We start from the raw sequence: 23,255 nt of genomic DNA on the forward strand, positions 1-23,255 counted from the left end.
GCCGGTGAGCGGCTAGAGCCCCTCCAGCTTCACGCAGGCGACCCGGTCGTTGGCGCCGTGCTGACCGCGCTGAGCGTGCGCACCGGCCGAACCGTGCGCACCGGCCGCATCCTGCGCGCCGTGCCGGCCGCGCGCGCCGGTCGGGTCGGTCGGGCCGCCCGCGTGCAGGACCAGCGAGCGGGCCTCCCCGGCCCGGGGCTGCCAGGCCACCACCGTCGCGGCGGTGCCGTCGCCGTGCCCGTCGGTGCGCAGGGTGAGCCGCAGCTCGTTGCGGTCGTTGGCGTAGGCGGGGTCGGTCGACGGGCGGACCGGGTCCACCGTGTCCTGGTAGTGCGGGCCGGACGCGGCCGGGTCGGCCCCGCACGGACCGGTGTGCAGGTGGACCGGGAACTCGCGGTCGGCGGCGACCCCGGTCACGCTCATGGTCAGTACCGTCCGGCCGGGCGCCGAGCGGTCGACCACCACCCGTACGTGCGAGCCGTACGGAACGAGGTCCGGCGCGTGGCTGATCGCGGTCGGCGGGACGAAGGCGGTGGCGGGGTCGAAGGCGGCGTCGGTGGTCGAGACCGGCACGGCGGCGGGTGCCAGCAGGGCGAGCGGGAGCAGGGCGGCGGCGAGCGGAGCGGACATCGGCGGACCTTCTCGGGCTGGGCGCGCTCCCGGAGGGCGCACGCAAGAGCGGACACCCTGCTCAACGCCGCCCGCCGCTCCCCGGACACGCCCCGCGGGCCCCGGACACGCGCCCCGGACACGGCCCCGGGCTCCGGCGCCGGCCCCGTCGACCCCGGGCTCCGCCGGACCCGCTCGCCCGCGGAGCTGCCGGGAGCTCCCGGCAGCTCACCGGGGGCCCCGGCCGACCCTGCTACCCGGCGTCCCCGCCCGGCCGGCCGATGCCGCGGATCTCGCACCGCGGCCCGCTGGCCCGCATCAGCCGCAGGTCCGCCGTGACCAGCGGCACCCCGTACTGCTCGGCCACCGCCACGTACGCGGCGTCGTCCGGCGTGAGGTTGTCCTTGAGTTCCCAGATCCGCCCGAGCAGCGGTTCGACCGGCACCTTGCGGATCGCGAGGCCGGGCAGTTCGGTGGCGAGCTCGCCCACCCGCTCGGCGGTGAGTTCGCGGGCCAGGTACAGGCCGCGCAGCGACTGCATCACCTCGATGACGAGGTGCTCGGGCGCCGCCCACTCGTCGTCCGCGGCCAGTTCGGCCCGGGCGGCTGCCCCGCGTTCACCCTCGTCGGCCAGCGCGAGCACCAGCGCGGACGCGTCCACCACGATCATCAGTCGGCCCCCGGCCTGCTCCGGTGTGTCACTCTCCGGTCACCGTACCGGGGGGTGTCGCTCCTTCGGCGAGCGGGCCGTCCGAACCGGGGGCAGCCTGGGGTGGTGCCGGTTCGGCGCCCGCGTGGTACTGAGGAGGTGCCGACGTGGCGGAGCCGACGCCATGCACTATGGTTTATCTCGACATCGAGATAACTGCCCTCTACGATATATCTCGACATCAAGATACTTGCCGAGAGGCGCTCACCGGCGGTGCGGGCAAGGCCAGCCTAAGTAAGGCTGACCTTACCACCGTGGCGGCCGGAATACCGCACGAAGCACCTAGAAGGAGTCAGTCGTGTCCGCGAACAGCTTCGACGCCCGCAGCTCGCTGCAGGTGGGCGACGAGTCGTACGAGATCTTCAAGCTCTCCGCCGTCGAGGGTTCCGAGCGGCTGCCGTACAGCCTCAAGGTGCTGCTGGAGAACCTGCTCCGCACCGAGGACGGCGCCAACATCACCGCCGACCACATCCGTGCCCTCGGCACCTGGGACGCCGACGCCCAGCCGAGCCAGGAGATCCAGTTCACGCCGGCCCGCGTGATCATGCAGGACTTCACCGGCGTGCCGTGCGTGGTCGACCTCGCCACCATGCGTGAGGCCGTCAAGGAGCTGGGCGGCGACCCGGCCAAGATCAACCCGCTGGCCCCGGCCGAGCTGGTCATCGACCACTCCGTCATCGCCGACAAGTTCGGTACGCCGGACGCCTTCGTCCAGAACGTCGAGATCGAGTACGGCCGCAACAGGGAGCGCTACCAGTTCCTGCGCTGGGGCCAGACCGCGTTCGACGAGTTCAAGGTCGTCCCGCCCGGCACCGGCATCGTCCACCAGGTGAACATCGAGCACCTGGCCCGCACCGTCATGGTCCGCAACGGCCAGGCCTACCCGGACACCTGTGTCGGCACCGACTCGCACACCACCATGGTCAACGGCCTGGGCGTGCTGGGCTGGGGCGTCGGCGGCATCGAGGCCGAGGCCGCGATGCTGGGCCAGCCGGTCTCCATGCTGATCCCGCGCGTGGTCGGCTTCAAGCTCAACGGCCAGCTGCCGGCCGGCACCACCGCCACCGACCTGGTGCTCACCATCACCGAGATGCTGCGCAAGCACGGTGTGGTCGGCAAGTTCGTGGAGTTCTACGGCGAGGGCGTCACCGCGATCCCGCTGGCCAACCGCGCCACCATCGGCAACATGTCGCCGGAGTTCGGTTCGACCTGCGCGATCTTCCCGATCGACGCCGAGACCATCAGCTACCTGAAGCTCACCGGCCGTGACGAGCAGCAGCTCGCCCTGGTCGAGGCGTACGCCAAGGAGCAGGGCCTCTGGCACGACCCGTCGGTCGAGCCGGTCTACTCCGAGTACCTGGAGCTGGACGTCTCCACCGTCGTCCCGTCGATCTCCGGCCCGAAGCGCCCGCAGGACCGCGTGATCCTGGCCGAGGCCGCCGAGAGGTTCGCCGAGGCGCTGCCGACCTACTCGGCCGAGGCCTCGAAGCCGACCACCGTCACCGCCCCCGACGGCTCGTCCTACGAGATCGACAACGGCGCGGTCGTGATCGCCTCGATCACCTCCTGCACCAACACCTCCAACCCCTCCGTCATGCTGGGCGCCGCCCTGCTGGCGAAGAAGGCCGTGGAGAAGGGCCTGCGCGTCCAGCCCTGGGTCAAGACCACCCTGGCGCCCGGCTCCAAGGTCGTCATGGACTACTACGAGAAGGCCGGCCTCCTCCCGTACATGGAGAAGCTGGGCTTCAACCTGGTCGGCTACGGCTGCGTCACCTGCATCGGCAACTCGGGCCCGCTGCCCGAGGAGGTCTCGGCCGCGGTGAACGAGGCCGACCTCGCGGTCGTCTCGGTGCTCTCCGGCAACCGCAACTTCGAGGGCCGGATCAACCCGGACGTCAAGATGAACTACCTGGCCTCCCCGCCGCTGGTGGTCGCCTACGCCCTCGCCGGCAACATGAACATCGACATCACCCGTGACGCCCTGGGCCAGGACGCCGACGGCAACGACGTGTTCCTCGCCGACATCTGGCCGTCGGAGAAGGAGGTCGCCGACACCGTCGCCGGCTCCATCGACGAGGCCATGTTCGACAAGGGCTACCAGGACGTCTTCGCCGGCGACCACCGCTGGCAGTCGCTCCCGGTCCCGACCGGCAACACCTTCGAGTGGGACGCCGAGTCCACCTACGTCCGCAAGCCCCCGTACTTCGAGGGCATGGCCAAGACCCCGAGCCCGGTGAACGACATCGCCGGCGCCCGCGTCCTGGCCAAGCTGGGCGACTCGGTCACCACCGACCACATCTCCCCGGCCGGCAACATCAAGCCGGGCACCCCGGCCGCGCAGTACCTCACCGAGCACGGTGTGGAGAAGCGCGACTTCAACTCGTACGGCTCGCGTCGCGGCAACCACGAGGTGATGATCCGCGGCACCTTCGCCAACATCCGCCTGCGCAACCAGATCGCGCCGGGCACCGAGGGCGGCTACACCCGCGACTTCACCCAGGCCGACGCGCCGGTGTCGTTCATCTACGACGCCTCGCAGAACTACCAGAACGCCGGCACCCCGCTGGTCGTCCTGGCCGGCAAGGAGTACGGCTCCGGCTCGTCCCGCGACTGGGCCGCCAAGGGCACCGCGCTGCTCGGCGTGAAGGCCGTCATCGCCGAGTCCTACGAGCGCATCCACCGCTCGAACCTGATCGGCATGGGCGTCCTCCCGCTGCAGTACCCCGAGGGCCAGAACGCCGACTCCCTCGGTCTGACCGGCGAGGAGACCTTCTCCTTCACCGGTGTGACCGAGCTCAACGAGGGCCGCACCCCGAAGACCGTCAAGGTCGTCGCGGCCGGCACGGACGGCGCCACCAAGGAGTTCGACGCGGTCGTCCGCATCGACACCCCCGGTGAGGCGGACTACTACCGCAACGGCGGCATCCTGCAGTACGTGCTGCGCTCGCTGATCGGCTGATCCTCCGACAGCTGCCGAGAGGCCGGACCGCGTTCCCGCGGTCCGGCCTCTTCTGCATGCTGCCCCGTCCGGGCACGTCCTCTTGTGCGCCGTGGCGCGATGGACTAAATCTCTATGCCAGCTGGTCCAGACCAATTGACGCTGCTTCAGAGAATAGGTCCGGTATGCCCACTCGCTCCTCCGCCCTGCTCGCCGCCGCCACCGTCGCCGCGCTGCTCGTCGCCCCCGCCACCGCCAACGCCGCCGGGACAAAGCACGGTCCCCAGCTCAAGGGTCAGCGCGTCGGCTACTTCACCCAGTGGGGCGCCGACAGCTCCGCAAGGCGGGTGCAGGAGTCCGGCCAGGCCGGGAAGCTCACCGTCATCAACTACGCCTTCGGCAACGTCTCGGCGGACGGCACCTGTTTCGAGACCAACGACGCCGGCCAGGGCGACGCCTACAACGACTACCAGCGCGCCTTCTCCGCCGCCGACTCGGTGGACGGCGTGGCCGACGCCCCCGACCAGAAGCTCAAGGGCCACTTCAACCAGCTGCGCAAGCTGAAGGCCGTCAACCCGCAGCTCAGGGCCGTGATCTCGCTGGGCGGCTGGAGCTGGTCCAAGTACTTCTCGGACGCGGCCGCCACCGACGAGGCGCGCAGGAAGTTCGTCTCCTCCTGCATCGACCTCTACCTCAAGGGCGACGTGCCGCAGCTCGCCGGCTCCCCGGAGGGCGGCAAGGGCGTGGCCGCCGGGGTGTTCGACGGCATCGACGTCGACTGGGAGTACCCGGGCGGCGGCGGTGACGCCGGCAACGTCGTCCGCCCCGAGGACGGCCGCAACTTCACCCTGCTGATGGCCGAGTTCCGCAAGCAGCTGGACGAACTCGGCGGCAAGCGCGGCCCGCACGCCACGAGCGACGGCACGAGCGACGGCAAGGGCAGGGGCAAGGGCAAGCACTACCTGCTGACCGCCGCCGTCGCCGCCAACGAGACCGTGGCGGACCGGCTGGAGCTGCCCGAGCTCGCGCGGACCGTCGACTGGCTCAACCTGATGACCTACGACCTGCACGGTCCGTGGGAGGGCAAGGGCCCGGCCAACCACCACGCCAACCTCTACTCCGACCCGACCGACTCGGACGCACGGCAGCGCAGCGCGGACAAGGCCGTCGACCACTACGCCCAGCGCGGCCTGCCCTCCCGGCAGACCGTCCTCGGCACCCCGTTCTACGGCCACGGCTGGACGGGCGTGCCGGCCGGCACCCGCCACGGCCTCTACCAGAAGGCCACCGGCACCGTGCCGGACCGCTCCTACAAGGAGATCAACGCCCTGCCCGGCACCACCTACGTGGACCGCGACCACGGCGCGTCCTGGCGGTACGACGGCTCCACCTTCTACAGCTACGACTCGGCCGAGGTGCTCACCGCGAAGGCCCGGTACGCGCGATGGAACGACCTGGCCGGTGTGATGGTCTGGTCGCTGGACGGCGACGACGCCCGGGGCAGCGCGATCGCCGCCCTGGACCGCGGACTGCGCGGCAACTGACCGCCGGAACGCGAACGGGCAGGGCCCGCCCCGACGGATGTCGGGGCGGGCCCTGCCCGTTCAGCACGTCCGGCCCCTCGGGTGCCGGTGCGGGAGCGGCCCTCAGACCCGGTCGCAGGCCTGCGCCCGCAGCGCCCGGGCCAGGTCGTCCCGGCGCTCCAGCACCAGCCGCCGCAGCGCGGGCGCCGCGTCCGGGTGGCCGGCGAGCCAGCCGTCCGCCTCGGCCAGCGTCGCCTCGCTCACCTGGGCCTGGGGGAAGAAGCCGCCGACGATCCGCATGGCGATCTCGATGGTCCGGTCGGCCCAGATCCGCTCCAGCAGCTTGAAGTAGGGCGCCGCGTAGAGCGAGGTCAGGTCGCGGTGCCCGGGCAGCGCGAAGCCGGCGATGTTGGCCTCGACCAGGGCGTTGGGCAGCTCGTCCGAGTCGATCACGGCGGACCAGGCGGCGGCCTTGGCCTCCGGGGTCGGCCGGGCGGCCAGGCACTGGGTGTGCTGGCGCCGGCCGCTGGCGGTGTTGTCGGTGGCGAGCTCCTCGGCGAGTTCCTCGTCGGAGGCCTGGCCGGCCGCCGCGAGCGCCAGCCAGAGCGCCCAGCGCAGCTCCTGGTCGACCTCCAGCCCGTCGATCCGGGCGGTGCCGGCCAGCAGGCCGCGGACCAGGCCCAGGTGCTCGGAGCCGTTGGCGGTCTGGGCCAGGAACCGGGCCCAGGCCAGCTGGTGGTCGCTGCCGGGGGCGGCGGCGCGCAGTTCGCGGAGCGCGCCGTCGGCGAGGAGGCGGCCGCCCTCGCCGCGCCAGGCCGGGTCGGCGTACAGGTCGACGGCGCTCTTGGCCTGGCTGTGCAGCGACTGCAGGACGCCGATGTTGGCCTCCTGGCCGGCGAACCGCAGGACGAGCGCGATGTAGTCGCGGGCCGGCATCAGGGCGTCGCGGGTGAGGTTCCAGACGGCGGACCAGGCGAGCGCTCGGGCCAGGTCGTCCTCGATGTCGCCGAGGCCGGCGCGCAGCGTCTCCAGCGATTCGGCGTCGAAGCGGATCTTGCAGTACGTGAGGTCGTCGTCGTTGAGCAGGACGAGCGCGGGCCGGGCCAGGCCGGTGGCCTCGGCCACGACGGTGCGGGCCTCGGTGACGTCGAGCTCGATCCGCCGGGTGCGGACGAGGGCGCCGTCGGCGTCCCGGTCGTAGAGGCCGACCGCGATGCGGTGCGGGCGGAGCACCTCGCCGTCCTGGTGGATGGCGAGTTCGGTGATCCGGCCCTCGGCGTCGACGGTGACCTCGGGGGTGAGCGCGTTGACGCCCGCGGTCTGCAGCCAGGCGGCGGCCCAGGACTTGAGGTCGCGGCCGCTGGTCTCCTCCAGGATGTCCAGCAGGTCGCCGAGTTCGGTGTTGCCGAAGGCGTGCCGCTTGAAGTAGCGCCGGGCGCCCTCGAAGAACGCCTCCGAACCGGCGTACGCCACCAGCTGCTTGAGCACCGAGGCGCCCTTCGCGTAGGTGATGCCGTCGAAGTTGAGCTTGGCGTCCTCCAGGTCGCGGATGTCCGCGGTGATCGGGTGGGTGGTGGGGAACTGGTCCTGTCGGTAGGCCCACGCCTTGCGCTGGTTGGCGAAGGTGACCCACGCACCCGAGTAGCGGGTCCGCGCGCCGACCAGGCCGTACGAGCCCATGAAGTCGGCGAAGGACTCCTTCAGCCAGAGGTCGTCCCACCAGCGCATGGTGACCAGGTCGCCGAACCACATGTGGGCCATCTCGTGCAGGATCACGTTGGCCCGGCCCTCGTAGGCGGCGTCGGTGACCCTCGAACGGAAGACGAACTCCTCGCGGAAGGTGACGCAGCCGGGGTTCTCCATCGCGCCGATGTTGTACTCGGGGACGAAGGCCTGGTCGTACTTGCCGAAGGGGTACGGGTAGTCGAACTGCTCGTGGAAGAAGTCGAGGCCGAGCTTGGTGACGCCGAGGATCTCGTCGGCGTCGAAGGAGGGGGCGAGCGAGCGGCGGCACATCGCCGAGAGCGGGATCTCCAGCACGGTGCCGTCGGCGAGGGTGCGGCTGTAGTGGTCGCGGGCGACGTGGTACGGACCGGCGACCACGGCGGTGAGGTAGGTGGAGATCGGCCGGGTCGGCGCGAACTCCCAGGTGCGCGCGGCACCGTCCTCGGCGACGTTCTCGTGCGGCGCGTTGGACCAGACGTTCCAGGCGGCCGGCGCGGTCACGGTGAAGGTGAACGGCGCCTTCAGGTCGGGCTGCTCGAAGGTCGCGAAGACCCGGCGGGCGTCGGCCGGCTCGTAGTGGGTGTAGAGGTAGGTCTCGCCGTCGACCGGGTCGGTGAACCGGTGCAGGCCCTCGCCGGTGCGGCTGTAGGCGCAGTCGGCGTCGACGACGAGGACGTTCTCCGCGGCGAGGCCGTCGAGGTGCACCCGGGCGCCGTCGAAGGCGGTGGCGGGGTCGAGGGCGCGGCCGTTGAGGGTGACGGCGCGGACGCCTGCGGCGAGCAGGTCGAGGAAGGTCGACGCCCCCGGCTCGGTGCAGCGGAAGGCGACGGTGGTGGTGGACCGGAAGGTCGCGGCCGCGGGGTCGGTGGCCGAGGTCACGTCCAGCCGGACCCGGTACGCGTCCACGCCCAGGATGCTGGCCCGCTGCTGGGCTTCGTCGCGGCTCAGGTTCTTGCCCGGCACGGCGGTACTCCTTTGTCCGGCTCGCACGGTGGTGCGGTCTTCGGCGGTGCGGTTGGTGCGGCGCTGTGGTGTCGCGGGGGCATCCTTTCACGCCCCTCACGTCGGTACCATTGCACAACTCGGGTCGGCGGCCCGGAATCAGCGGTGTCGGGCGGGCGTTGGCGCTGGGTGGGATGCCCCGTGCGGGCCCGCACCACCGACTTCCGGATCTCTCTCGAAGGACGACAGCCGTGACGACTGCCGCTGAGCGCAAGACCGCCGACTTCTGGTTCGACCCGGCCTGTCCGTGGGCCTGGATGACGTCCCGCTGGCTGATCGAGGTGCAGCAGCTCCGCCCGGTGGACGTGAACTGGCACGTGATGAGCCTGTCCGTGCTGAACGAGCACCGCGACCTGCCGGAGAAGTACCGGGAGCTGCTGGACAACGCGTGGGGCGCGGTGCGGGTCTGCATCGCCGCCGCGCAGCAGCACGGCGACGAGGTGCTGGGCCGGCTCTACACCGAGCTGGGCACCCGTTTCCACAACCAGGGCCTGCCGCAGAACCGGGAGACCGTCGAGGCGGCGCTGGTCGCGGCGGGTCTGCCGGTCGAGCTGGCGGACGCGGCGGACACCGACGCGTACGACGAGGCCCTGCGCGCCTCGCACAAGGAGGGCATCACCCTGGTCGGCGAGGACGTCGGCACCCCGGTGATCGCGGTCGAGGGCGCCGACGGCGAGCGGGTGGCGTTCTTCGGCCCGGTGGTCACCCCGATACCGCGCGGCGAGGCGGCGGCGCGGCTCTGGGACGGCACCCTGCTGGTCGCCGGCACCCCGGGCTTCTACGAGATCAAGCGGACCCGTACGGCCAGCCCGTCCTTCGAGTAGGCCGCACCCGCGTACGACGAGGGCCCGGAACCCAAGGCGGTTCCGGGCCCTCTCCGTGTCCTGCGGCCGGGTCGGCCCCGCGGTCAGCCGCGGGCGGCGTCCCGGCGCTGCTTGAGCAGGCCCGCCCCGCTGAGCAGCGCGACCAGCACGCCGGCCGCGTACAGCTGCTGGCGGTTGCCCTCGGTGGTGGTCATCAGGGCGAGGATGCCGACCACGGCGGCCATCGCCACCCAGGTCAGGTACGGGAAGCCCCACATCTTCACGGTGAGCAGCTCGGGCGACTCGCGCTCCAGCCGGCGGCGCATCCGCAGCTGCACGAGGCAGATGAAGAGCCAGACCACCAGGATGGCGACGCCGGTGGTGTTCATCAGCCAGGTGAAGACGGTGTCCGGCCAGAACTTGGAGGCCAGTACGGCGCCGAAGCCGAACAGGCAGGAGGCGATCACGGCCAGGCGCGGCACTCCGCCGCTGACCTTGGCCAGCGCCTTCGGGCCCTGACCGCGGGCGACCAGCGAGTAGGCCATCCGGGAGGAGCCGTAGATGTTGGCGTTCATCGCGGAGAGCAGGGCGATCAGCACCACGATCTCCATGATCGTCCCGGCGCCGGGCACGCTCAGGTGTTGCAGCACGGTGACGTAGGGGCCGTTCTCGACGACCGACGGGTCCTTCCACGAGACCAGGGTCACGACCAGCGCCATCGAGCCGATGTAGAAGATCGCGATCCGCCAGACCGCGGTGCGCACCGCGTTGGCGACGTTCTTCCGGGGGTCCTCGGACTCGGCCGCCGCGATGGTGACGGTCTCCAGACCGCCGTAGGCGAAGACGGAGGCGAGCAGGCCGACGATCAGGCCGTCGATCCCGTTGGGCAGGAAGCCGCCCTGGCCGGTGAGGTTGGCGGTGCCGGGGGCGCCGGGGCCGAGCACGCCGGCGATGCCGAGCCCGCCGAGCACCAGGAAGGCGAGGATCGCGGCGACCTTGACGGCGGCGAACCAGAACTCGAACTCGCCGAAGTTCTTCACCGCGGTGAGGTTGCTGGCGCAGAAGAAGACCATGAACAGGGCGACCCAGACCCAGGCGGAGACACCGGGGATCCAGCCGTTGACGATGCGCCCGGCGGCGGTGGCCTCGGCGGCGACGCCGCAGCAGAGCATCACCCAGTACATCCAGCCGGCGGTGATCCCGGCCCAGGGGCCGATCTCCTTCTCGGCGTGCACCGAGAAGGAGCCGGAGGCCGGGCGGGCGGCCGACATCTCGCCGAGCATCCGCATGATCAGCATGACCAGCAGGCCGGAGAGGACGAAGGCCAGGATGATCGCCGGCCCGGCCGCCGCGATTCCCGCGCCGGAGCCGACGAAGAGGCCGGCGCCGATGACCCCGCCGAGCGCGATCATCGAGAGGTGGCGCTGCTTGAGCCCGTGGGAGAGCTGCTGGCCGCCGGCCGGGGGAGCGGGCGTGGTCCCGGGCGCCGGGGGCGCGGAGGTACGGGCCATGGGGAAGGGATCCAGACTGTTCGACATGCGGTGCGAGTTGCCCAATATCCGGTGACAAGGCTGTCCATGCCAAGGATGCCCCGATCCGGACCAGTATGCGGACCGGATCGTGACGCAGACCTTCGCCGTCCGTCACGTTCCGTCGCTCCCGGAGGCCGGACCCGACAAGGCGGGTGGCCGGGGCTTTGTCCGGATCCCTGACGGTGCCCGGCGTGATCGACGCGTAGGTTCACAGGTGTTCACTCACCTGAACGGACGAACCGAGGAGACAAGCCCGATGGCCACCGCCAGCACCCCGACCGCCGGTACCCCCACCCTGAACCGTGCCGTCCTCGCCGATCTGCTGCCCGCCGCGGGCACCCGGCTCGGCACCCAGGCGCGCGACCTGGCCCTGGTGGCCGGCGGCGCCGCGCTCACCGGACTGGCCGCCCAGCTGTCGGTGAACGTCGCAGGCTCCCCCGTGCCGGTCACCGGCCAGACCTTCGCCGCCCTGCTGGTCGGCACCGCGCTCGGGGCCCGGCGCGGCATCGCCTCGCTCGCCCTCTACCTGCTCGCCGGCATGGCGGGCCTGCCGTGGTTCGCGCAGACCGCCTCCGGCTGGTCGATCCCCTCGCTCGGCTACCCGATCGGCTTCGTGCTGGCCGCGGGCCTCGTCGGCGCGCTGGCCCGCCGCGGCGCCGACCGCTCCCCGCTGCGCACCGCGGCGGCGATGGTCCTCGGCAGCCTCGCGATCTACGCCGTCGGCGTCCCGTACCTGGCCTTCGCACTGGACGTGTCGCTGGGCCGCGCCGCCGAGCTCGGCCTCTACCCCTACCTGGTCGGGGACGCCCTGAAGGCCGCGCTGGCGGCCGGCGCCCTCCCGCTGGCCTGGAAGCTGCTCGGCCGCCGGTAGGGGAACCGGGACGCCGGTCGGCGACCGCGTCGCCGGCGGGGAACCGACCGCCACCGGGAACCGACCTGCCGGTTCCGTCCGGCTCGTCCGGCCCCCTGCGGAGCCCGGGTCCACCCGCATGCCACACTCATGGGCATGCGCGTGTACCTGGGCTCCGACCATGCCGGATACGAACTCAAGAACCACCTCGTGGAGTGGCTGAAGGAGGCCGGCCACGAGCCGGTCGACTGCGGGCCGCACATCTACGACGCCCTTGACGACTACCCGCCGTTCTGCCTGCGCGCCGCCGAGCGCACGGCCTCCGACAAGGAGGCGCTGGGCATCGTGATCGGCGGCTCGGGCAACGGCGAGGCGATCGCCGCCAACAAGGTCAAGGGCGTCCGTGCGGCGCTGGCCTGGAGCGAGCAGACCGCCGCTCTCGGCCGCGAGCACAACAACGCCAACGTGATCTCCATCGGTGGCCGTATGCACACCCAGGAGGAGGCCACCCGGTTCGTCGAGGTCTTCCTCGGCACCCCGTACAGCGGCGACGAGCGGCACACCCGCCGGATCGACATGCTGAGCGTCTACGAGATCACCGGGGAGCTCCCGCCGATCCCGGCCCACCACCCGCAGCAGGAGGGCTGACCCCTCCCGCCCGTCCCCCCGCAACCCTCCCGGCGACCGGCCGCGCCCCGCAGGCGCGGCCGGTCGCCGTACGTTCGGGACCCGCGAGCCCCTGTGTGATCGGCCACAGCACCCGCCCCGGTGCACAGCGCGCCACAGTGCCCGCACGCGGGGCGCGTGCGCCGCGCGGGCGGTTCGTACGCCCAACCGGCGCACGCCTCCTGACGCACCGGTCGCCGCCCGCCGCAATCGGCCGAAACCCGCTGACGGGCCCGCGCCACGGCGAAGCCGCCCGTGTCCTGGCCGTCGACGCCGACCGCGACCGCTGGATATGGTCGGTCCCCATGGCTGGCAGACCGCCGGGCTCACCGCCCCAGACGACTGCGACGAGGCCCGGCGCCGCCACGGCGTCCGACCCCGTGACGGCCCGGTTGCGCAAGAGGCTCCGCCGGGTCCGCCGAAGGCTGCGCACAGCCGGGGTCGACTACTTCCGCGGCGGCGCCGCCGACTGGCCGGTGCTCTGCGCGCTCGCCCTGCTGGTGCCGCTGCTGATCCTGCTCAACATCTGGTGGCCCGCCTGGGCCCCGCCCACCGCCCTGGTGCTGCCGATCCTGGCCGCCGCCCTGCTGCTGCGCCCCGGCTCCCTGGTGGTGCTCTACGCGCTGGCCGCCCTGGGCCTCTCCGCCGAGTCGGTGATCCACACCGGGCAGCGGGTGGCCAGTGACAACCCCGAGGCCTACACCTACGGGGTCACCCCCGGCGCCGCCCTGGTGGTCGGCGCGGCCGGGGTCGGCGGTCTGCTGCTGGCCCAGTTCCGCAGCCGGGTCGGCGTGCCCTGGTGGGGCGGCTCGACCATGCTCTTCGACCTGCGCGAGCGGCTTCGGGTGCAGAGCCGGGTGCCCCGGCTGCCGGACGGCTGGCACGCCGACATGGCGCTGCGCCCGGCCGGCGGGCAGTCCTTCTCGGGCGACTTCGTGGTCGCCGACCGGACCGGCCCGGGCCGGCGGGTCCTGGAGGTCGTCCTCGCGGACGTCTCCGGCAAGGGCATGGACGCCGGCTCCCGGGCGCTGCTGCTCTCCGGCGCCTTCGGCGGGCTGCTCGGCTCCCTGCCCGCGCACGACTTCCTGCCCGCCGCCAACGGCTACCTGCTCCGGCAGTCCTGGGAGGAGGGCTTCGCCACCGCCGTCCACCTGGTGCTGGACCTGGACACCGGGGAGTACGAGCTGCTCTCGGCCGGACACCTGCCGGGGATGCAGCGGCTGGCCGGCGCCGGCCGCTGGGACCTCAAGGAGGCCGCGGACGGCCCGGCGCTCGGCATCTACGACGGCGCGAAGTTCGAGGGCGTGCGCGGGCGGCTGAACCGCGGCGACGTCCTGATGCTCTGCACCGACGGCATGGTCGAGGCGCCCGGTCGGGACCTCTCCGAGGGCATGGACCGGCTGATGGGCGAGGCGGACCGGCTGGTGCCGGGCAGCGGTCCGGGCACGGGCGGCGGAGCGGCCGCCCGGCTGATCGAGACGGTCGCCCGGGACATCAACGACGACCGTGCGGTGCTGCTGCTCTGGCGCGACTGACGGCCCGTCGTCCGGCCCCGGGCGAGGTCGCGGGCGCCGTCGCGCGGAGGCACATGCCAACGGCAGCTGCTGTCAAGCCTGGGAGCTGATCTTCGGCCAATTCCGGTGCCCCGGCGGCAGAGCGGACCAGCGGGTTCCGGTCCGGCCCCCCGGACGTTTCCCGGCCGCTCAGCGGTGCCCCGCCGATGATTCGTCAGAACGTCTCGACTATCGTCTCGGTCGGCGGAAACTCGTCTCGCATCGCAGGATATCGGCGTTCGGCTGACAGTCAGACCTTTACGCAATCGGCACGGTCGACCACACTGAGTCCGGGCGGGACTGTTCAGGATTCGGGGGATGGGGGGCGTCACATGCGGCACGACGGGCACCGTGCGGCCGTACCGGGCTCCTCCTCCGGCCTCGACGTGCCGGGCGATCTGCCGTTCCGCCTCGGGACCGTCGGACAGGCCGGGGTCCGGCTTCGCAGGGGCTGTCAGCCGGTGGCACCCCGATACGAATCGAGGAAGTGAGTCCGGGTGGCACTCTCCGTCTCCGCTCTGGTCCTGTTCGGCATCGTCTGCTTCATCTTCATCCGCAACAAGCAGCTGAAGACTGGGCACTTCATCCTGGCCGCGCTGTTCGGGTTCATGCTCAACCAGAGCACGGCCGCCAAGCCGATCCAGGACTTCCTGGCGCAGGTCGCCAAGTCCATCTCCAACATCGCCAGCTGACCCGGGTCGGCCGACGCAGGCCGATCCGACGCGGCCGGTCCGACGCATGCCCCTGGCCGCGTCCGGGCCCGGACGCGAGCCGGTGGGCCGAGGAGCGGCCGTCCGTCAGCGGCCGGCGCGTCTCGCCTGCCGCCATCGGGCGAACAGGCCCTGCGGGCGCGCCGCCGCCACGGCCGCCGGCCGGGCCGCCGCGACCTCGCCGGCGCCGGCCGGCGCGGCCGTCGGCACCGCCGTGCCCTGGGCCGTCAGCACCGCGAACAGTCGCGCCCAGCACAGCCGTTCGCCGCGCGGCCAGTCCAGCGCGCGCAGCGCCGCCGATGCCGCCTCGGAGACCTCTCCGTCGACCCGGACCTCGGCGACGTCGTCCCCCGCCTTGCCGCCCAGGAACAGCTTGACCCCGTGCGGCCTCCGTCCGCCCCGCCCGTCCGGTCCGCCCAGCGCGGGCAGCAGGGCGGGCGCCAGCGCCGGCAGGACCCGGTGCTCGGCCAGCCAGCCGGCCAGCCGCTCGTTGCCGAACCCGAACACCGCCGCCGGTCCCTGGACGGCGTGCCAGCCGGGCAGCTCGGGATGGTCGGCGTGGTCGCCGTGCCTGCCGCCGCCCTCCCGCAGCTCGACCAGGGCCGAGGCGGTCGTGGTCGCCCACATCCGCACCGCGCTGTCGAGCTTCTCCTCCTCGGTCTTGCCGAGACCTGCCGTGCAGTCCCAGACCACCGGCGCGTCGGCCCGGCCGAGTTCCAGCACGTAGCCGAGGTCGACATGGCCGGCGCCCTCGCCGCCCGGGTGCTCGCGGACGGCGACCGCGGTCGTCCCCGGGCCGCGCACCACCTCGCCGTCGACGGCGAACTGCTGCCCGAGGCGCCCCATCTCCCGGACCACGGATCGCTGTATGACGGCCAGTCGGTCCTGAGGGCGCACGGGGACTCCTCCACTCTCGGGCTCCGAACGTCGCGAACCTCCGTCGAACTGCTTTCGAACGCCGCCGAGGCTATCGGCCCGGAGGCTCCCCGGGAAACCGCACCGCGGCCGCCGCCGGCCCGGGGCCGAGCCCCCACGAGGCGCGCTCCGGTCGCAGAAATGCCCCCTATGCACCATTTTGGGTAGCGGAAACCATCGGCCCCGCCGGGAGAACCCGCATGCCCCGCACCGAACTGACGCCGCCTCCTGTCCTGTTCGCCCCGGACCGGCCGACCCCGGGCGGCTCCGGCCTGGTCGCCGAGATCGAGGCGTACCTGGCCACGCTGCCCGCCCCCGCGCGCACGCCGGTCCCGTACGTCTGCCCGCTCGGCTCCGCGCTCCGCCCCTGGTACGCGGGGCACCGGGTGCCCCGGGCCACCCTGCTGGACCGGGCGCTCCGCCGCCCGCCCCGCCCCGCGCCGGTGACCGCCGCCGAGCACCTCGGCCTGGCCTCCCGGTACATCGCCGCCCACGGCTGGCTCCAGGGCGCGATGTGGGACGCGGACGGCCGGGTCTGCCTGCTCGGCGCGCAGGCCGCCGTCCTGGCCCACGGCTTCGGCACCCCGGCGACGGTCCGCACCGCCCGGGTCCAGTTGATGGAGGTCCTGCACGCCACCGGTCGTCCGGTGAACTCCCCGGACGAGTACAACGACCGGCCCGCCACCCGGCAGTCCGACGTCCACCGGCTGCTCGACCGGGCCGCCGCCCGGGCGGCCCGGCTGGGCCTCTGACCCGCGGTCGGGAGGGGGGAGGGCCCGCGCGCGGGGCCCGCCGGGGTACGCGAACGGCCCCGGAGCGATGCGGGGCATCACTCCGGGGCCGGACTTCTGAGCGGGCGACGAGAATCGAACTCGCGTGACTAGTTTGGAAGACTAGGGCTCTACCATTGAGCTACGCCCGCGCGATCCCCCGGCCGTTGCCGGACGGAAGGTCGGGAACAGCGTACCTGGTTCGGTCGGCTGCGTGCACACCACATTCGTTTCGGGGGCTCGGAATATCTCGCCGAACCGGCAGGGCACGGCGTGTACGCTTCCTCTCGGCACCACGGGGTGTGGCGCAGTTTGGTAGCGCGTCCGCTTTGGGAGCGGAAGGCCGTCGGTTCGAATCCGGTCACCCCGACAGTGCGCAGGGTCTCGTCGTCGACGAGGCCCTGTTGTCGTTTCCGGGTCCCGTCCGGCATCGTGGGTGGTTGATTTTTCATTTATCCAGGAGCCCTCGATGCGCAGCCCGACACGGACGAACCCGGCGCGGATGAATCCCAAGATCGCGGTCGGCGTCGTCTTCGTCGCCGCGCTGTTCATGTCGATCATGGACACCACGATCGTCAACGTGGCCCTGCCCGCGATCGGCCGCGAGTTCGGCACCGATCCGGCCGGAGTCGGCGTGATCAACGTCGGCTACCTGGTCAGCCTGGCCGTCTTCGTCCCGCTCTCCGGCTGGCTCGGCGACCGGTACGGCACCCGCCGGGTCTTCCTCCTCTCGCTGGCCCTGTTCACCGTCGCCTCGCTGCTCTGCGGTGCGGCCGGCTCGATGACCTCGCTCACCCTGTACCGGGTCCTCCAGGGCGCGGCCGGCGGCCTGCTCACCCCGGTCGGGATGACCATGCTCTTCCGGGCCTTCCCCCAGGAGGAGCGCATGCGCGCCACCCGGGTGCTGATGCTGCCGACCGCCGTCGCCCCCGCCGCCGGGCCGGTGCTCGGCGGCTGGCTGGTGGACGGCTGGTCCTGGCACTGGGTCTTCATCGTCAACGTGCCGGTCGGCCTCGCCGCCCTCGTCTTCGGCGTGCTCTTCCTGCCCGACTACCGCGCCGAGCGGGTCGGCCGGTTCGACGCGGCCGGTTTCCTGCTCTCCGCCGTCGGCTTCGGCGCCACGATGTACGCGCTCTCCGAGGGCGCGTCGGAGGGCTGGGGGAGCGCACGGATCCTCGTCTCGGCGCTCGGCGGGCTGTTCGCGCTCGTCGCCCTGGTCGTGGTCGAGCTGCGCCGCCCCGAGCCGATGCTCGACCTGCGGCTCTTCCGGGACCGGATCTTCCGCACCACCAACCTGCTCTCGCTCTTCTCCGGCGCGGCCTTCCTCGGCATGCTCTACCTCTTCCCGCTGCTCATGCAGGACGCGCTCGGCATGGACGCCCTGCACAGCGGTCTGATGGTGTTCCCGGAAGCGCTCGGTGTGATGCTCGCCTCCCAGGTGGCGGGCCGGCTCTACCCGCGGTTCGGCCCGCGCCGGCTCCTCGTCGCGGGCGCCGCCGTGGTGTCCGGCTGCCTCGCCCTGATGGCCGCGATCGGGCCGGAGAGCAACCTCTGGGCCGTCCGCGTGCTGCTCTTCGTCACCGGTTTCGCGATGGCGCACGTCTTCATGCCCTCGCAGACCGCCGCGTTCTCCACCGTCGCCCCGGCCGACACCGGCGCCGCCTCCACCCTCTACAACGCCCAGCGGCAGCTGGGATCGGCGCTCGGTGTCGCCGTCCTCGGCACCGTCCTCACCGCCGTCGGACCGTTCGCCGTGAACGCCTCGGGTACGCCCGTGGCGAACCTCGTCGCCTACCGCGCGGCCTTCCTCACCGCCGCCGGGCTGGCCCTGCTGGCAGCCCTGATCGCCTTGCTGGTGCGGGACTCCGACGCTGCGGCGACCATGCGTCCGGCCCCCGGCCGGGAGGGTGCGGGTCCCGCCCGGGAACCCGCCCCGGAGCCCGTCGGCAGGGCCTGAGCGGCCCCCGGCGGCGTCGCCCTGGCGTCCGCCTTTCGTGGTACCGGTAGGATGGGGCGCTGGCGGTAGTCCCTGCGGCGTCCACCCAGGTCAACCGCATGAGGGCGAGGAGTCACGCTCACCGTCCACCCCCCACGGGAGATGCAGCTCCAACCGCCCATCGCCCGTCTCGCCCGATCCGTCCGCTTACCGGCCCCAGGCCGGTGGCCGGGGAGGGCGGAGACAACCTGACCGCAAGCCCATAGGAGACCCAACCGTGAAGAGCGCCGTCGAGACTCTGAACCCGACCCGGGTTCGACTCACCGTCGAGGTGCCCTTCGAGGAGCTCAAGCCCAGCCTCGACGCGGCGTACAAGAAGATCAACCAGCAGGTCTCGGTCCCGGGCTTCCGCAAGGGCAAGATCCCGAACCGTGTCATCGACCAGCGCTTCGGCCGTGGTGCCGTGCTGGAGGAGGCCGTCAACGACGCCCTGCCGCGCTTCTACACGCAGGCCGTCGACGAGGGCAAGATCGAGGTCCTCGGCCAGCCCGACATCACCAACATCGAGGGTGTCGAGAAGATCGCCGACGGCGGTGACCTGAAGTTCACCGCAGAGGTGGACATCCGCCCGGAGATCACCCTTCCGGACTTCTCGACCATCGAGGTCACCGTCGACCCGATCGCGGTCACCGACGAGGACATCGACAAGTCCCTGGAGCAGCTGCGCGAGCGCTTCTCCTCGGTCAAGGACGTCGAGCGCGCCGCGGCCGACGGCGACACCGTGGTCGTCGACCTGGAGGCCAAGGTCGACGGCGAGGTGCCCGATGACGGCACCGCCGCCGGCGTGAGCTACGAGATCGGCTCGGGCCGTCTGATCGACGGCATCGACGAGGCCGTCATCGGCCTGGAGGCCGGTGGCACCGCCACCTTCTCCACCGAGCTCAAGGGTGGCACCCAGGCGGGCAAGACCTCCGAGGTCACCGTCACCGTCACCGCCGTCCAGGAGAAGGAGCTGCCGGAGCTGGACGACGAGTTCGCCCAGCTGGCCAGCGAGTTCGACACCCTGGAGGACCTGCGTGGCGACTCCCGCAAGCGCCTGGAGCGCATGAAGGAGTACGACCAGGCCACCCAGGCCCAGGAGAAGGTGCTGGACGCGCTGCTCGGCCTGGTCGAGATCGAGTTCCCGGAGAAGCTCCTCAAGGACGAGATCGAGACCCGCAAGCACAACCTGGAGCACCACCAGCTGGAGCCGATGGGCCTCGACCTCAAGACCTACCTGGAGACCCAGGGCAAGTCGGAGGAGGAGTACCTCGGTGAGCTGGAGGAGCAGGCGAAGAAGGGCATCAAGACCCAGTTCGTCCTGGACCAGATCGTCGCCGACGAGGAGCTCAACGTCTCCCAGGAGGAGCTGACCGAGCACCTCATCCGCCGTGCCGCCGGTTCGGGCCTGACCCCGGACCAGTTCGCGCAGCAGGTCGTCCAGGGTGGCCAGGTGCCGCTGCTGGTCGGCGAGGTCGCCCGCGGCAAGGCGCTGGCCACGGTGGTCGAGGCCGCCAAGGTCGTCGACACCGAGGGCAACGAGATCAACTTCGACGACGACGAGACCGACGAGTCGGCTCAGACCGTCGAGGCCCCGGCCGCCGAGGCCGAGGCCGAGGAGAAGACCGAGGCCTGACCTCCCCGGTCGCCCTGAGGCGCGACAGCGGGCCCGGACGCCGTACGGCGTCCGGGCCCGCTGTGTTCCCGGCCGCGCCCGCGGCGTTCCGTGCCGCGTTCCCGGTGCCGCCGGGCCCGTCGGGCGTGAACCCTGCGCTCACAGCGAACAGTTCTGCGTGAGGGATTCAGTGGCCCGGCCTGCGCGTTAGGGTCCATGGACAGCAACAATCACGACGTGATACCCGGAAGCTGTGCGACACCGTGACGGTCGCGGAGCGACCGTCCAAATCGACTGAGCAGGTGGCTAAGTGACGTACCCGCAGATGCAGATGCCCGGCCCGATGGCGCCGCACGCCGCCTCTGGTGACGTGCTGGGCGGCCTCGGCGACCAGGTCTACAACCGGCTGCTCAACGAGCGGATCATCTTCCTCGGCCAGCAGGTCGACGACGACATCGCCAACAAGATCACCGCCCAGCTCCTGCTGCTGGCCGCGGACCCGGACAAGGACATCTTCCTCTACATCAACTCCCCGGGCGGCTCGATCTCGGCCGGCATGGCGATCTACGACACCATGCAGTACATCAAGAACGACGTCGTCACCATCGCGATGGGCATGGCCGCCTCGATGGGCCAGTTCCTGCTGACCGCGGGTGCCAAGGGCAAGCGCTTCTCGCTGCCCAACGCCAACATCCTGATGCACCAGCCCTCCGCCGGCCTCGGCGGTTCGGCCACCGACATCCGCATCCAGGCCGAGCAGCTGCTCCGCACCAAGAAGCGGATGTCCGAGCTGATCGCCTTCCACAGCGGCCAGTCCTTCGAGCAGATCACCTCGGACTCCGACCGTGACCGCTGGTTCACCCCGGAGGAGGCCCTGGAGTACGGGCTGATCGACGCGATCATGCACAGCGCCGCGGACGTCCCCGGCGGCGGCGGCACGGGCGCCTGAGCCTGGCCCACGAGACCACAGCCACAACGCTCCGGAGGACAAGAACCCCCATGAACATCCCCAGCCTCTCCAGTGCCAAGGCGCGCGTCGAGGACATGCGAGCCGAGGGTCGCTACATCGTCCCGCGGTTCGTCGAGCGCACCTCGCAGGGCATCCGCGAGTACGACCCGTACGCCAAGCTGTTCGAGGAGCGCATCATCTTCCTCGGCTCGCAGGTGGACGACGTGTCGGCCAACGACATCATGGCGCAGCTGCTCTGCCTGGAGTCGATGGACCCGGACCGCGAGATCCAGATGTACATCAACTCGCCCGGCGGCTCGTTCACGGCCCTGACGGCCATCTACGACACCATGCAGTACGTCAAGCCGGACATCACCACCGTCTGCATGGGCCAGGCGGCCTCGGCGGCGGCCGTGCTGCTGGCGGCCGGCACCCCCGGCAAGCGCATGGCGCTCCCGAACGCCCGCATCCTGATCCACCAGCCGTACACGGAGACCGGCCGCGGCCAGGTGTCCGACCTGGAGATCCAGGCCCGGGAGATCTTCCGGATGCGCGAGCAGCTGGAGGAGATGCTGTCGAAGCACTCCAACAAGTCGGTGGAGCAGGTCCGCGACGACATCGAGCGCGACAAGATCCTGACCGCCGAGGAGGCCGTCGAGTACGGTCTGATCGACCTGGTCATCTCCACCCGCAAGGCCTCGCTGACCTCCTGAGGCCGGCAAGGGTCCCGCTCACCCGGCACCGGGCGGGCGGGACCGCGAGGACGGAGCTCCTGGGCGGGGCGTGCGGCAGGTCCGCGCGCCCCGCCCCGGCACACCGGCGGCTCCCGCAACGGCATCTGTTCGGTATCAATTCGCCCAGGGCGTAGGGCAGACCCGGCGAAGAGGACGGAATCAGCGGCTCGGCAGAGTACCGTCGGATAGCGAGACCGATTCGCCGTCGGCGTCGACGGTCCACAGCACCAGGCCCCGGAACCCCCGCGGGGCCCCTGGCGAAGGGGAAGCACCTCGTGGCACGCATCGGAGACGGTGGCGACCTGCTCAAGTGCTCGTTCTGCGGCAAGTCGCAGAAGCAGGTGAAGAAGCTGATCGCCGGCCCAGGCGTGTACATCTGCGACGAGTGCATCGACTTGTGCAACGAGATCATCGAGGAGGAGCTCGCCGAGACCTCCGAGGTGCGCTTCGAGGAACTGCCGAAGCCACGCGAGATCTACGAGTTCCTGGACCAGTACGTGGTCGGCCAGGACCTCGCCAAGAAGGCGCTGTCGGTGGCCGTCTACAACCACTACAAGCGGGTCCAGGCGGGTGAGGCCGGCCGCAGCGGCGGCAACGGCCGCGAGGACGCCATCGAGCTGGCCAAGTCCAACATCCTGCTGCTCGGGCCGACCGGCTCCGGCAAGACGCTGCTGGCGCAGACCCTGGCCCGGATGCTGAACGTGCCGTTCGCGATCGCCGACGCCACCGCGCTGACCGAGGCCGGGTACGTCGGCGAGGACGTCGAGAACATCCTGCTGAAGCTGATCCAGGCGGCGGACTACGACGTCAAGAAGGCCGAGACCGGGATCATCTACATCGACGAGATCGACAAGGTCGCCCGAAAGAGCGAGAACCCGTCGATCACCCGTGACGTCTCCGGCGAGGGCGTGCAGCAGGCGCTGCTGAAGATCCTGGAGGGCACCACCGCCTCGGTGCCGCCGCAGGGGGGCCGCAAGCACCCGCACCAGGAGTTCATCCAGATCGACACCACCAACGTGCTGTTCATCGTGGGTGGCGCGTTCGCCGGCCTGGAGCGGATCATCGAGGGCCGGGCGGGTGCCAAGGGCATCGGCTTCGGCGCCACCATCCGCTCCAAGCGCGAGGTGGACTCGAGCGACCACTTCCGTCAGGTGATGCCGGAGGACCTGGTCAAGTTCGGCATGATCCCCGAGTTCATCGGCCGCCTCCCGGTGATCACCAGCGTGCACAACCTGGACCGCGAGGCGCTCCTGCAGATCCTCACCGAGCCGAAGAACGCGCTGGTCAAGCAGTACCGGAAGCTCTTCGAACTGGACGGCGTGGAGCTGGAGTTCTCCCGGGACGCGCTGGAGGCGATCGCCGACCAGGCGATCCTGCGCGGCACCGGCGCGCGCGGTCTGCGGGCCATCATGGAGGAGGTGCTGATGTCCGTGATGTACGAGGTCCCCTCGCGTCAGGACGTCGCCCGCGTGGTGGTGACCGGGGACGTCGTCTCCAAGCACGCCATCCCCACCCTGGTGCCGCGCGACATGATCAAGCGGGAGCGGCGCGACAAGAGCGCCTGACCTGCCGCACGTCGTCGGCCGGGGGCCCGGAACCGTTCACGGTTCCGGGGCCCCCGCCGTGCGGTCCGGGCCGCTCCGGGGGCCCGTCCCGGCGCCCCCGGGGGAAAGCGGT

At 71.7% G+C, this 23,255-nt stretch carries 18 protein-coding genes and 2 tRNA genes; 14 read left to right on the top strand and 6 right to left on the bottom strand.

The features are described from left to right. Positions 1-12: 12 nt before the first annotated feature. Both PUR56_RS31420 and PUR56_RS31425 read right to left on the bottom strand, forming a co-directional pair. On the bottom strand, positions 13-630 hold the full coding sequence (locus PUR56_RS31420) for a superoxide dismutase family protein (protein ID WP_329951460.1): 618 nt from the start codon (positions 628-630) through the stop codon (positions 13-15). A gap of 232 nt (positions 631-862) precedes the next feature. Next, complete coding sequence (locus tag PUR56_RS31425; RefSeq protein WP_329951461.1) at positions 863-1,279, bottom strand: type II toxin-antitoxin system VapC family toxin; 417 nt, start codon at positions 1,277-1,279, stop codon at positions 863-865. A gap of 337 nt (positions 1,280-1,616) precedes the next feature. Here PUR56_RS31425 and acnA point away from each other — a divergent pair, with 337 nt between their 5' ends. Both acnA and PUR56_RS31435 read left to right on the top strand, forming a co-directional pair. Then, positions 1,617-4,277, top strand: a complete 2,661-nt coding sequence (gene acnA / locus PUR56_RS31430; protein WP_329951462.1) for an aconitate hydratase AcnA — start codon at positions 1,617-1,619, stop codon at positions 4,275-4,277. A gap of 164 nt (positions 4,278-4,441) precedes the next feature. After that, positions 4,442-5,800: a glycoside hydrolase family 18 protein gene (locus PUR56_RS31435; RefSeq protein WP_329951463.1), complete on the top strand. Its 1,359-nt coding sequence runs from the start codon at positions 4,442-4,444 to the stop codon at positions 5,798-5,800. Positions 5,801-5,902: 102 nt separating this feature from the next. Here PUR56_RS31435 and pepN read toward each other — a convergent pair whose 3' ends face one another. Next, complete coding sequence (gene pepN, locus PUR56_RS31440; protein ID WP_329951464.1) at positions 5,903-8,467, bottom strand: aminopeptidase N; 2,565 nt, start codon at positions 8,465-8,467, stop codon at positions 5,903-5,905. A 230-nt stretch (positions 8,468-8,697) separates the two neighbouring features. Here pepN and PUR56_RS31445 point away from each other — a divergent pair, with 230 nt between their 5' ends. Next, entirely contained in the window at positions 8,698-9,330 is a 633-nt protein-coding gene (locus PUR56_RS31445) for a DsbA family protein (RefSeq protein ID WP_329883936.1), read from the top strand. 83 nt (positions 9,331-9,413) lie between these two features. On the opposite strand, the gene PUR56_RS31450 is transcribed toward PUR56_RS31445, so the two are convergent. After that, positions 9,414-10,820, bottom strand: coding sequence for an amino acid permease (locus PUR56_RS31450; protein ID WP_443034600.1), 1,407 nt, complete (start codon positions 10,818-10,820; stop codon positions 9,414-9,416). Between the two features lie 277 nt (positions 10,821-11,097). On the opposite strand from PUR56_RS31450, the gene PUR56_RS31455 reads away from it, so the two are divergent. The 4 genes from PUR56_RS31455 to PUR56_RS31470 all read left to right on the top strand — a co-directional run bounded on the left by PUR56_RS31455 (position 11,098) and on the right by PUR56_RS31470 (position 14,602). Further along, positions 11,098-11,712 (top strand): biotin transporter BioY, encoded by a 615-nt coding sequence (locus PUR56_RS31455; protein WP_329951465.1) that lies wholly within the window; start codon positions 11,098-11,100, stop codon positions 11,710-11,712. 135 nt (positions 11,713-11,847) lie between these two features. After that, positions 11,848-12,339: a ribose-5-phosphate isomerase gene (locus PUR56_RS31460; protein WP_329885115.1), complete on the top strand. Its 492-nt coding sequence runs from the start codon at positions 11,848-11,850 to the stop codon at positions 12,337-12,339. A 323-nt stretch (positions 12,340-12,662) separates the two neighbouring features. After that, positions 12,663-13,892, top strand: a complete 1,230-nt coding sequence (locus PUR56_RS31465; protein WP_329885116.1) for a PP2C family protein-serine/threonine phosphatase — start codon at positions 12,663-12,665, stop codon at positions 13,890-13,892. Positions 13,893-14,407: 515 nt separating this feature from the next. Next, positions 14,408-14,602 carry a hypothetical protein gene (locus PUR56_RS31470; RefSeq protein WP_329885117.1) on the top strand — a complete coding sequence of 65 codons (195 nt, stop codon included), beginning with the start codon at positions 14,408-14,410 and terminating at the stop codon, positions 14,600-14,602. 105 nt (positions 14,603-14,707) lie between these two features. Here PUR56_RS31470 and PUR56_RS31475 read toward each other — a convergent pair whose 3' ends face one another. After that, positions 14,708-15,517 carry a DUF6348 family protein gene (locus tag PUR56_RS31475; RefSeq protein WP_329951466.1) on the bottom strand — a complete coding sequence of 270 codons (810 nt, stop codon included), beginning with the start codon at positions 15,515-15,517 and terminating at the stop codon, positions 14,708-14,710. A 218-nt stretch (positions 15,518-15,735) separates the two neighbouring features. Between PUR56_RS31475 and PUR56_RS31480 the strand changes: the two genes are divergently transcribed. Next, positions 15,736-16,287 (top strand): DUF6197 family protein, encoded by a 552-nt coding sequence (locus tag PUR56_RS31480; protein WP_329951467.1) that lies wholly within the window; start codon positions 15,736-15,738, stop codon positions 16,285-16,287. A 99-nt stretch (positions 16,288-16,386) separates the two neighbouring features. Here the strand turns inward: PUR56_RS31480 and PUR56_RS31485 are convergent. Beyond that, a tRNA-Gly gene (locus tag PUR56_RS31485) sits at positions 16,387-16,457 on the bottom strand. Positions 16,458-16,601: 144 nt separating this feature from the next. On the opposite strand from PUR56_RS31485, the gene PUR56_RS31490 reads away from it, so the two are divergent. The 6 genes from PUR56_RS31490 (at position 16,602) to clpX (ending at position 23,143) form a co-directional block, all read left to right on the top strand. Next, a tRNA-Pro gene (locus tag PUR56_RS31490) sits at positions 16,602-16,675 on the top strand. Between the two features lie 99 nt (positions 16,676-16,774). Further along, on the top strand, positions 16,775-18,262 hold the full coding sequence (locus tag PUR56_RS31495) for an MDR family MFS transporter (protein ID WP_329951468.1): 1,488 nt from the start codon (positions 16,775-16,777) through the stop codon (positions 18,260-18,262). A 256-nt stretch (positions 18,263-18,518) separates the two neighbouring features. Further along, complete coding sequence (gene tig / locus PUR56_RS31500) at positions 18,519-19,916, top strand: trigger factor (protein WP_329885121.1); 1,398 nt, start codon at positions 18,519-18,521, stop codon at positions 19,914-19,916. Between the two features lie 310 nt (positions 19,917-20,226). Beyond that, positions 20,227-20,844, top strand: coding sequence for an ATP-dependent Clp protease proteolytic subunit (locus PUR56_RS31505; protein WP_380360698.1), 618 nt, complete (start codon positions 20,227-20,229; stop codon positions 20,842-20,844). A gap of 50 nt (positions 20,845-20,894) precedes the next feature. After that, positions 20,895-21,557 (top strand): ATP-dependent Clp protease proteolytic subunit, encoded by a 663-nt coding sequence (locus PUR56_RS31510; protein ID WP_329885122.1) that lies wholly within the window; start codon positions 20,895-20,897, stop codon positions 21,555-21,557. A 296-nt stretch (positions 21,558-21,853) separates the two neighbouring features. Further along, positions 21,854-23,143, top strand: a complete 1,290-nt coding sequence (gene clpX, locus PUR56_RS31515; RefSeq protein WP_329885123.1) for an ATP-dependent Clp protease ATP-binding subunit ClpX — start codon at positions 21,854-21,856, stop codon at positions 23,141-23,143. The last annotated feature ends 112 nt before the right edge of the window (positions 23,144-23,255 follow it).

The organism is Streptomyces sp. BE303, assembly GCF_036290945.1.
In the GTDB taxonomy this organism is placed as follows: domain Bacteria; phylum Actinomycetota; class Actinomycetes; order Streptomycetales; family Streptomycetaceae; genus Kitasatospora.

What these genes read in the sequence shown, in the direction of transcription:
- PUR56_RS31420 (WP_329951460.1), bottom strand. Translation starts at nt 630, where the DNA reads ATGTCCGCTCCGCTCGCCGCCGCCCTGCTCCCGCTCGCCCTGCTGGCA.
- PUR56_RS31425 (WP_329951461.1), bottom strand. Translation starts at nt 1,279, where the DNA reads ATGATCGTGGTGGACGCGTCCGCGCTGGTGCTCGCGCTGGCCGACGAG.
- PUR56_RS31435 (WP_329951463.1), top strand. Translation starts at nt 4,442, where the DNA reads ATGCCCACTCGCTCCTCCGCCCTGCTCGCCGCCGCCACCGTCGCCGCG.
- PUR56_RS31450 (WP_443034600.1), bottom strand. Translation starts at nt 10,820, where the DNA reads ATGGCCCGTACCTCCGCGCCCCCGGCGCCCGGGACCACGCCCGCTCCC.
- PUR56_RS31455 (WP_329951465.1), top strand. Translation starts at nt 11,098, where the DNA reads ATGGCCACCGCCAGCACCCCGACCGCCGGTACCCCCACCCTGAACCGT.
- PUR56_RS31460 (WP_329885115.1), top strand. Translation starts at nt 11,848, where the DNA reads ATGCGCGTGTACCTGGGCTCCGACCATGCCGGATACGAACTCAAGAAC.
- PUR56_RS31465 (WP_329885116.1), top strand. Translation starts at nt 12,663, where the DNA reads ATGGCTGGCAGACCGCCGGGCTCACCGCCCCAGACGACTGCGACGAGG.
- PUR56_RS31480 (WP_329951467.1), top strand. Translation starts at nt 15,736, where the DNA reads ATGCCCCGCACCGAACTGACGCCGCCTCCTGTCCTGTTCGCCCCGGAC.
- PUR56_RS31495 (WP_329951468.1), top strand. Translation starts at nt 16,775, where the DNA reads ATGCGCAGCCCGACACGGACGAACCCGGCGCGGATGAATCCCAAGATC.
- PUR56_RS31505 (WP_380360698.1), top strand. Translation starts at nt 20,227, where the DNA reads ATGCCCGGCCCGATGGCGCCGCACGCCGCCTCTGGTGACGTGCTGGGC.
- PUR56_RS31510 (WP_329885122.1), top strand. Translation starts at nt 20,895, where the DNA reads ATGAACATCCCCAGCCTCTCCAGTGCCAAGGCGCGCGTCGAGGACATG.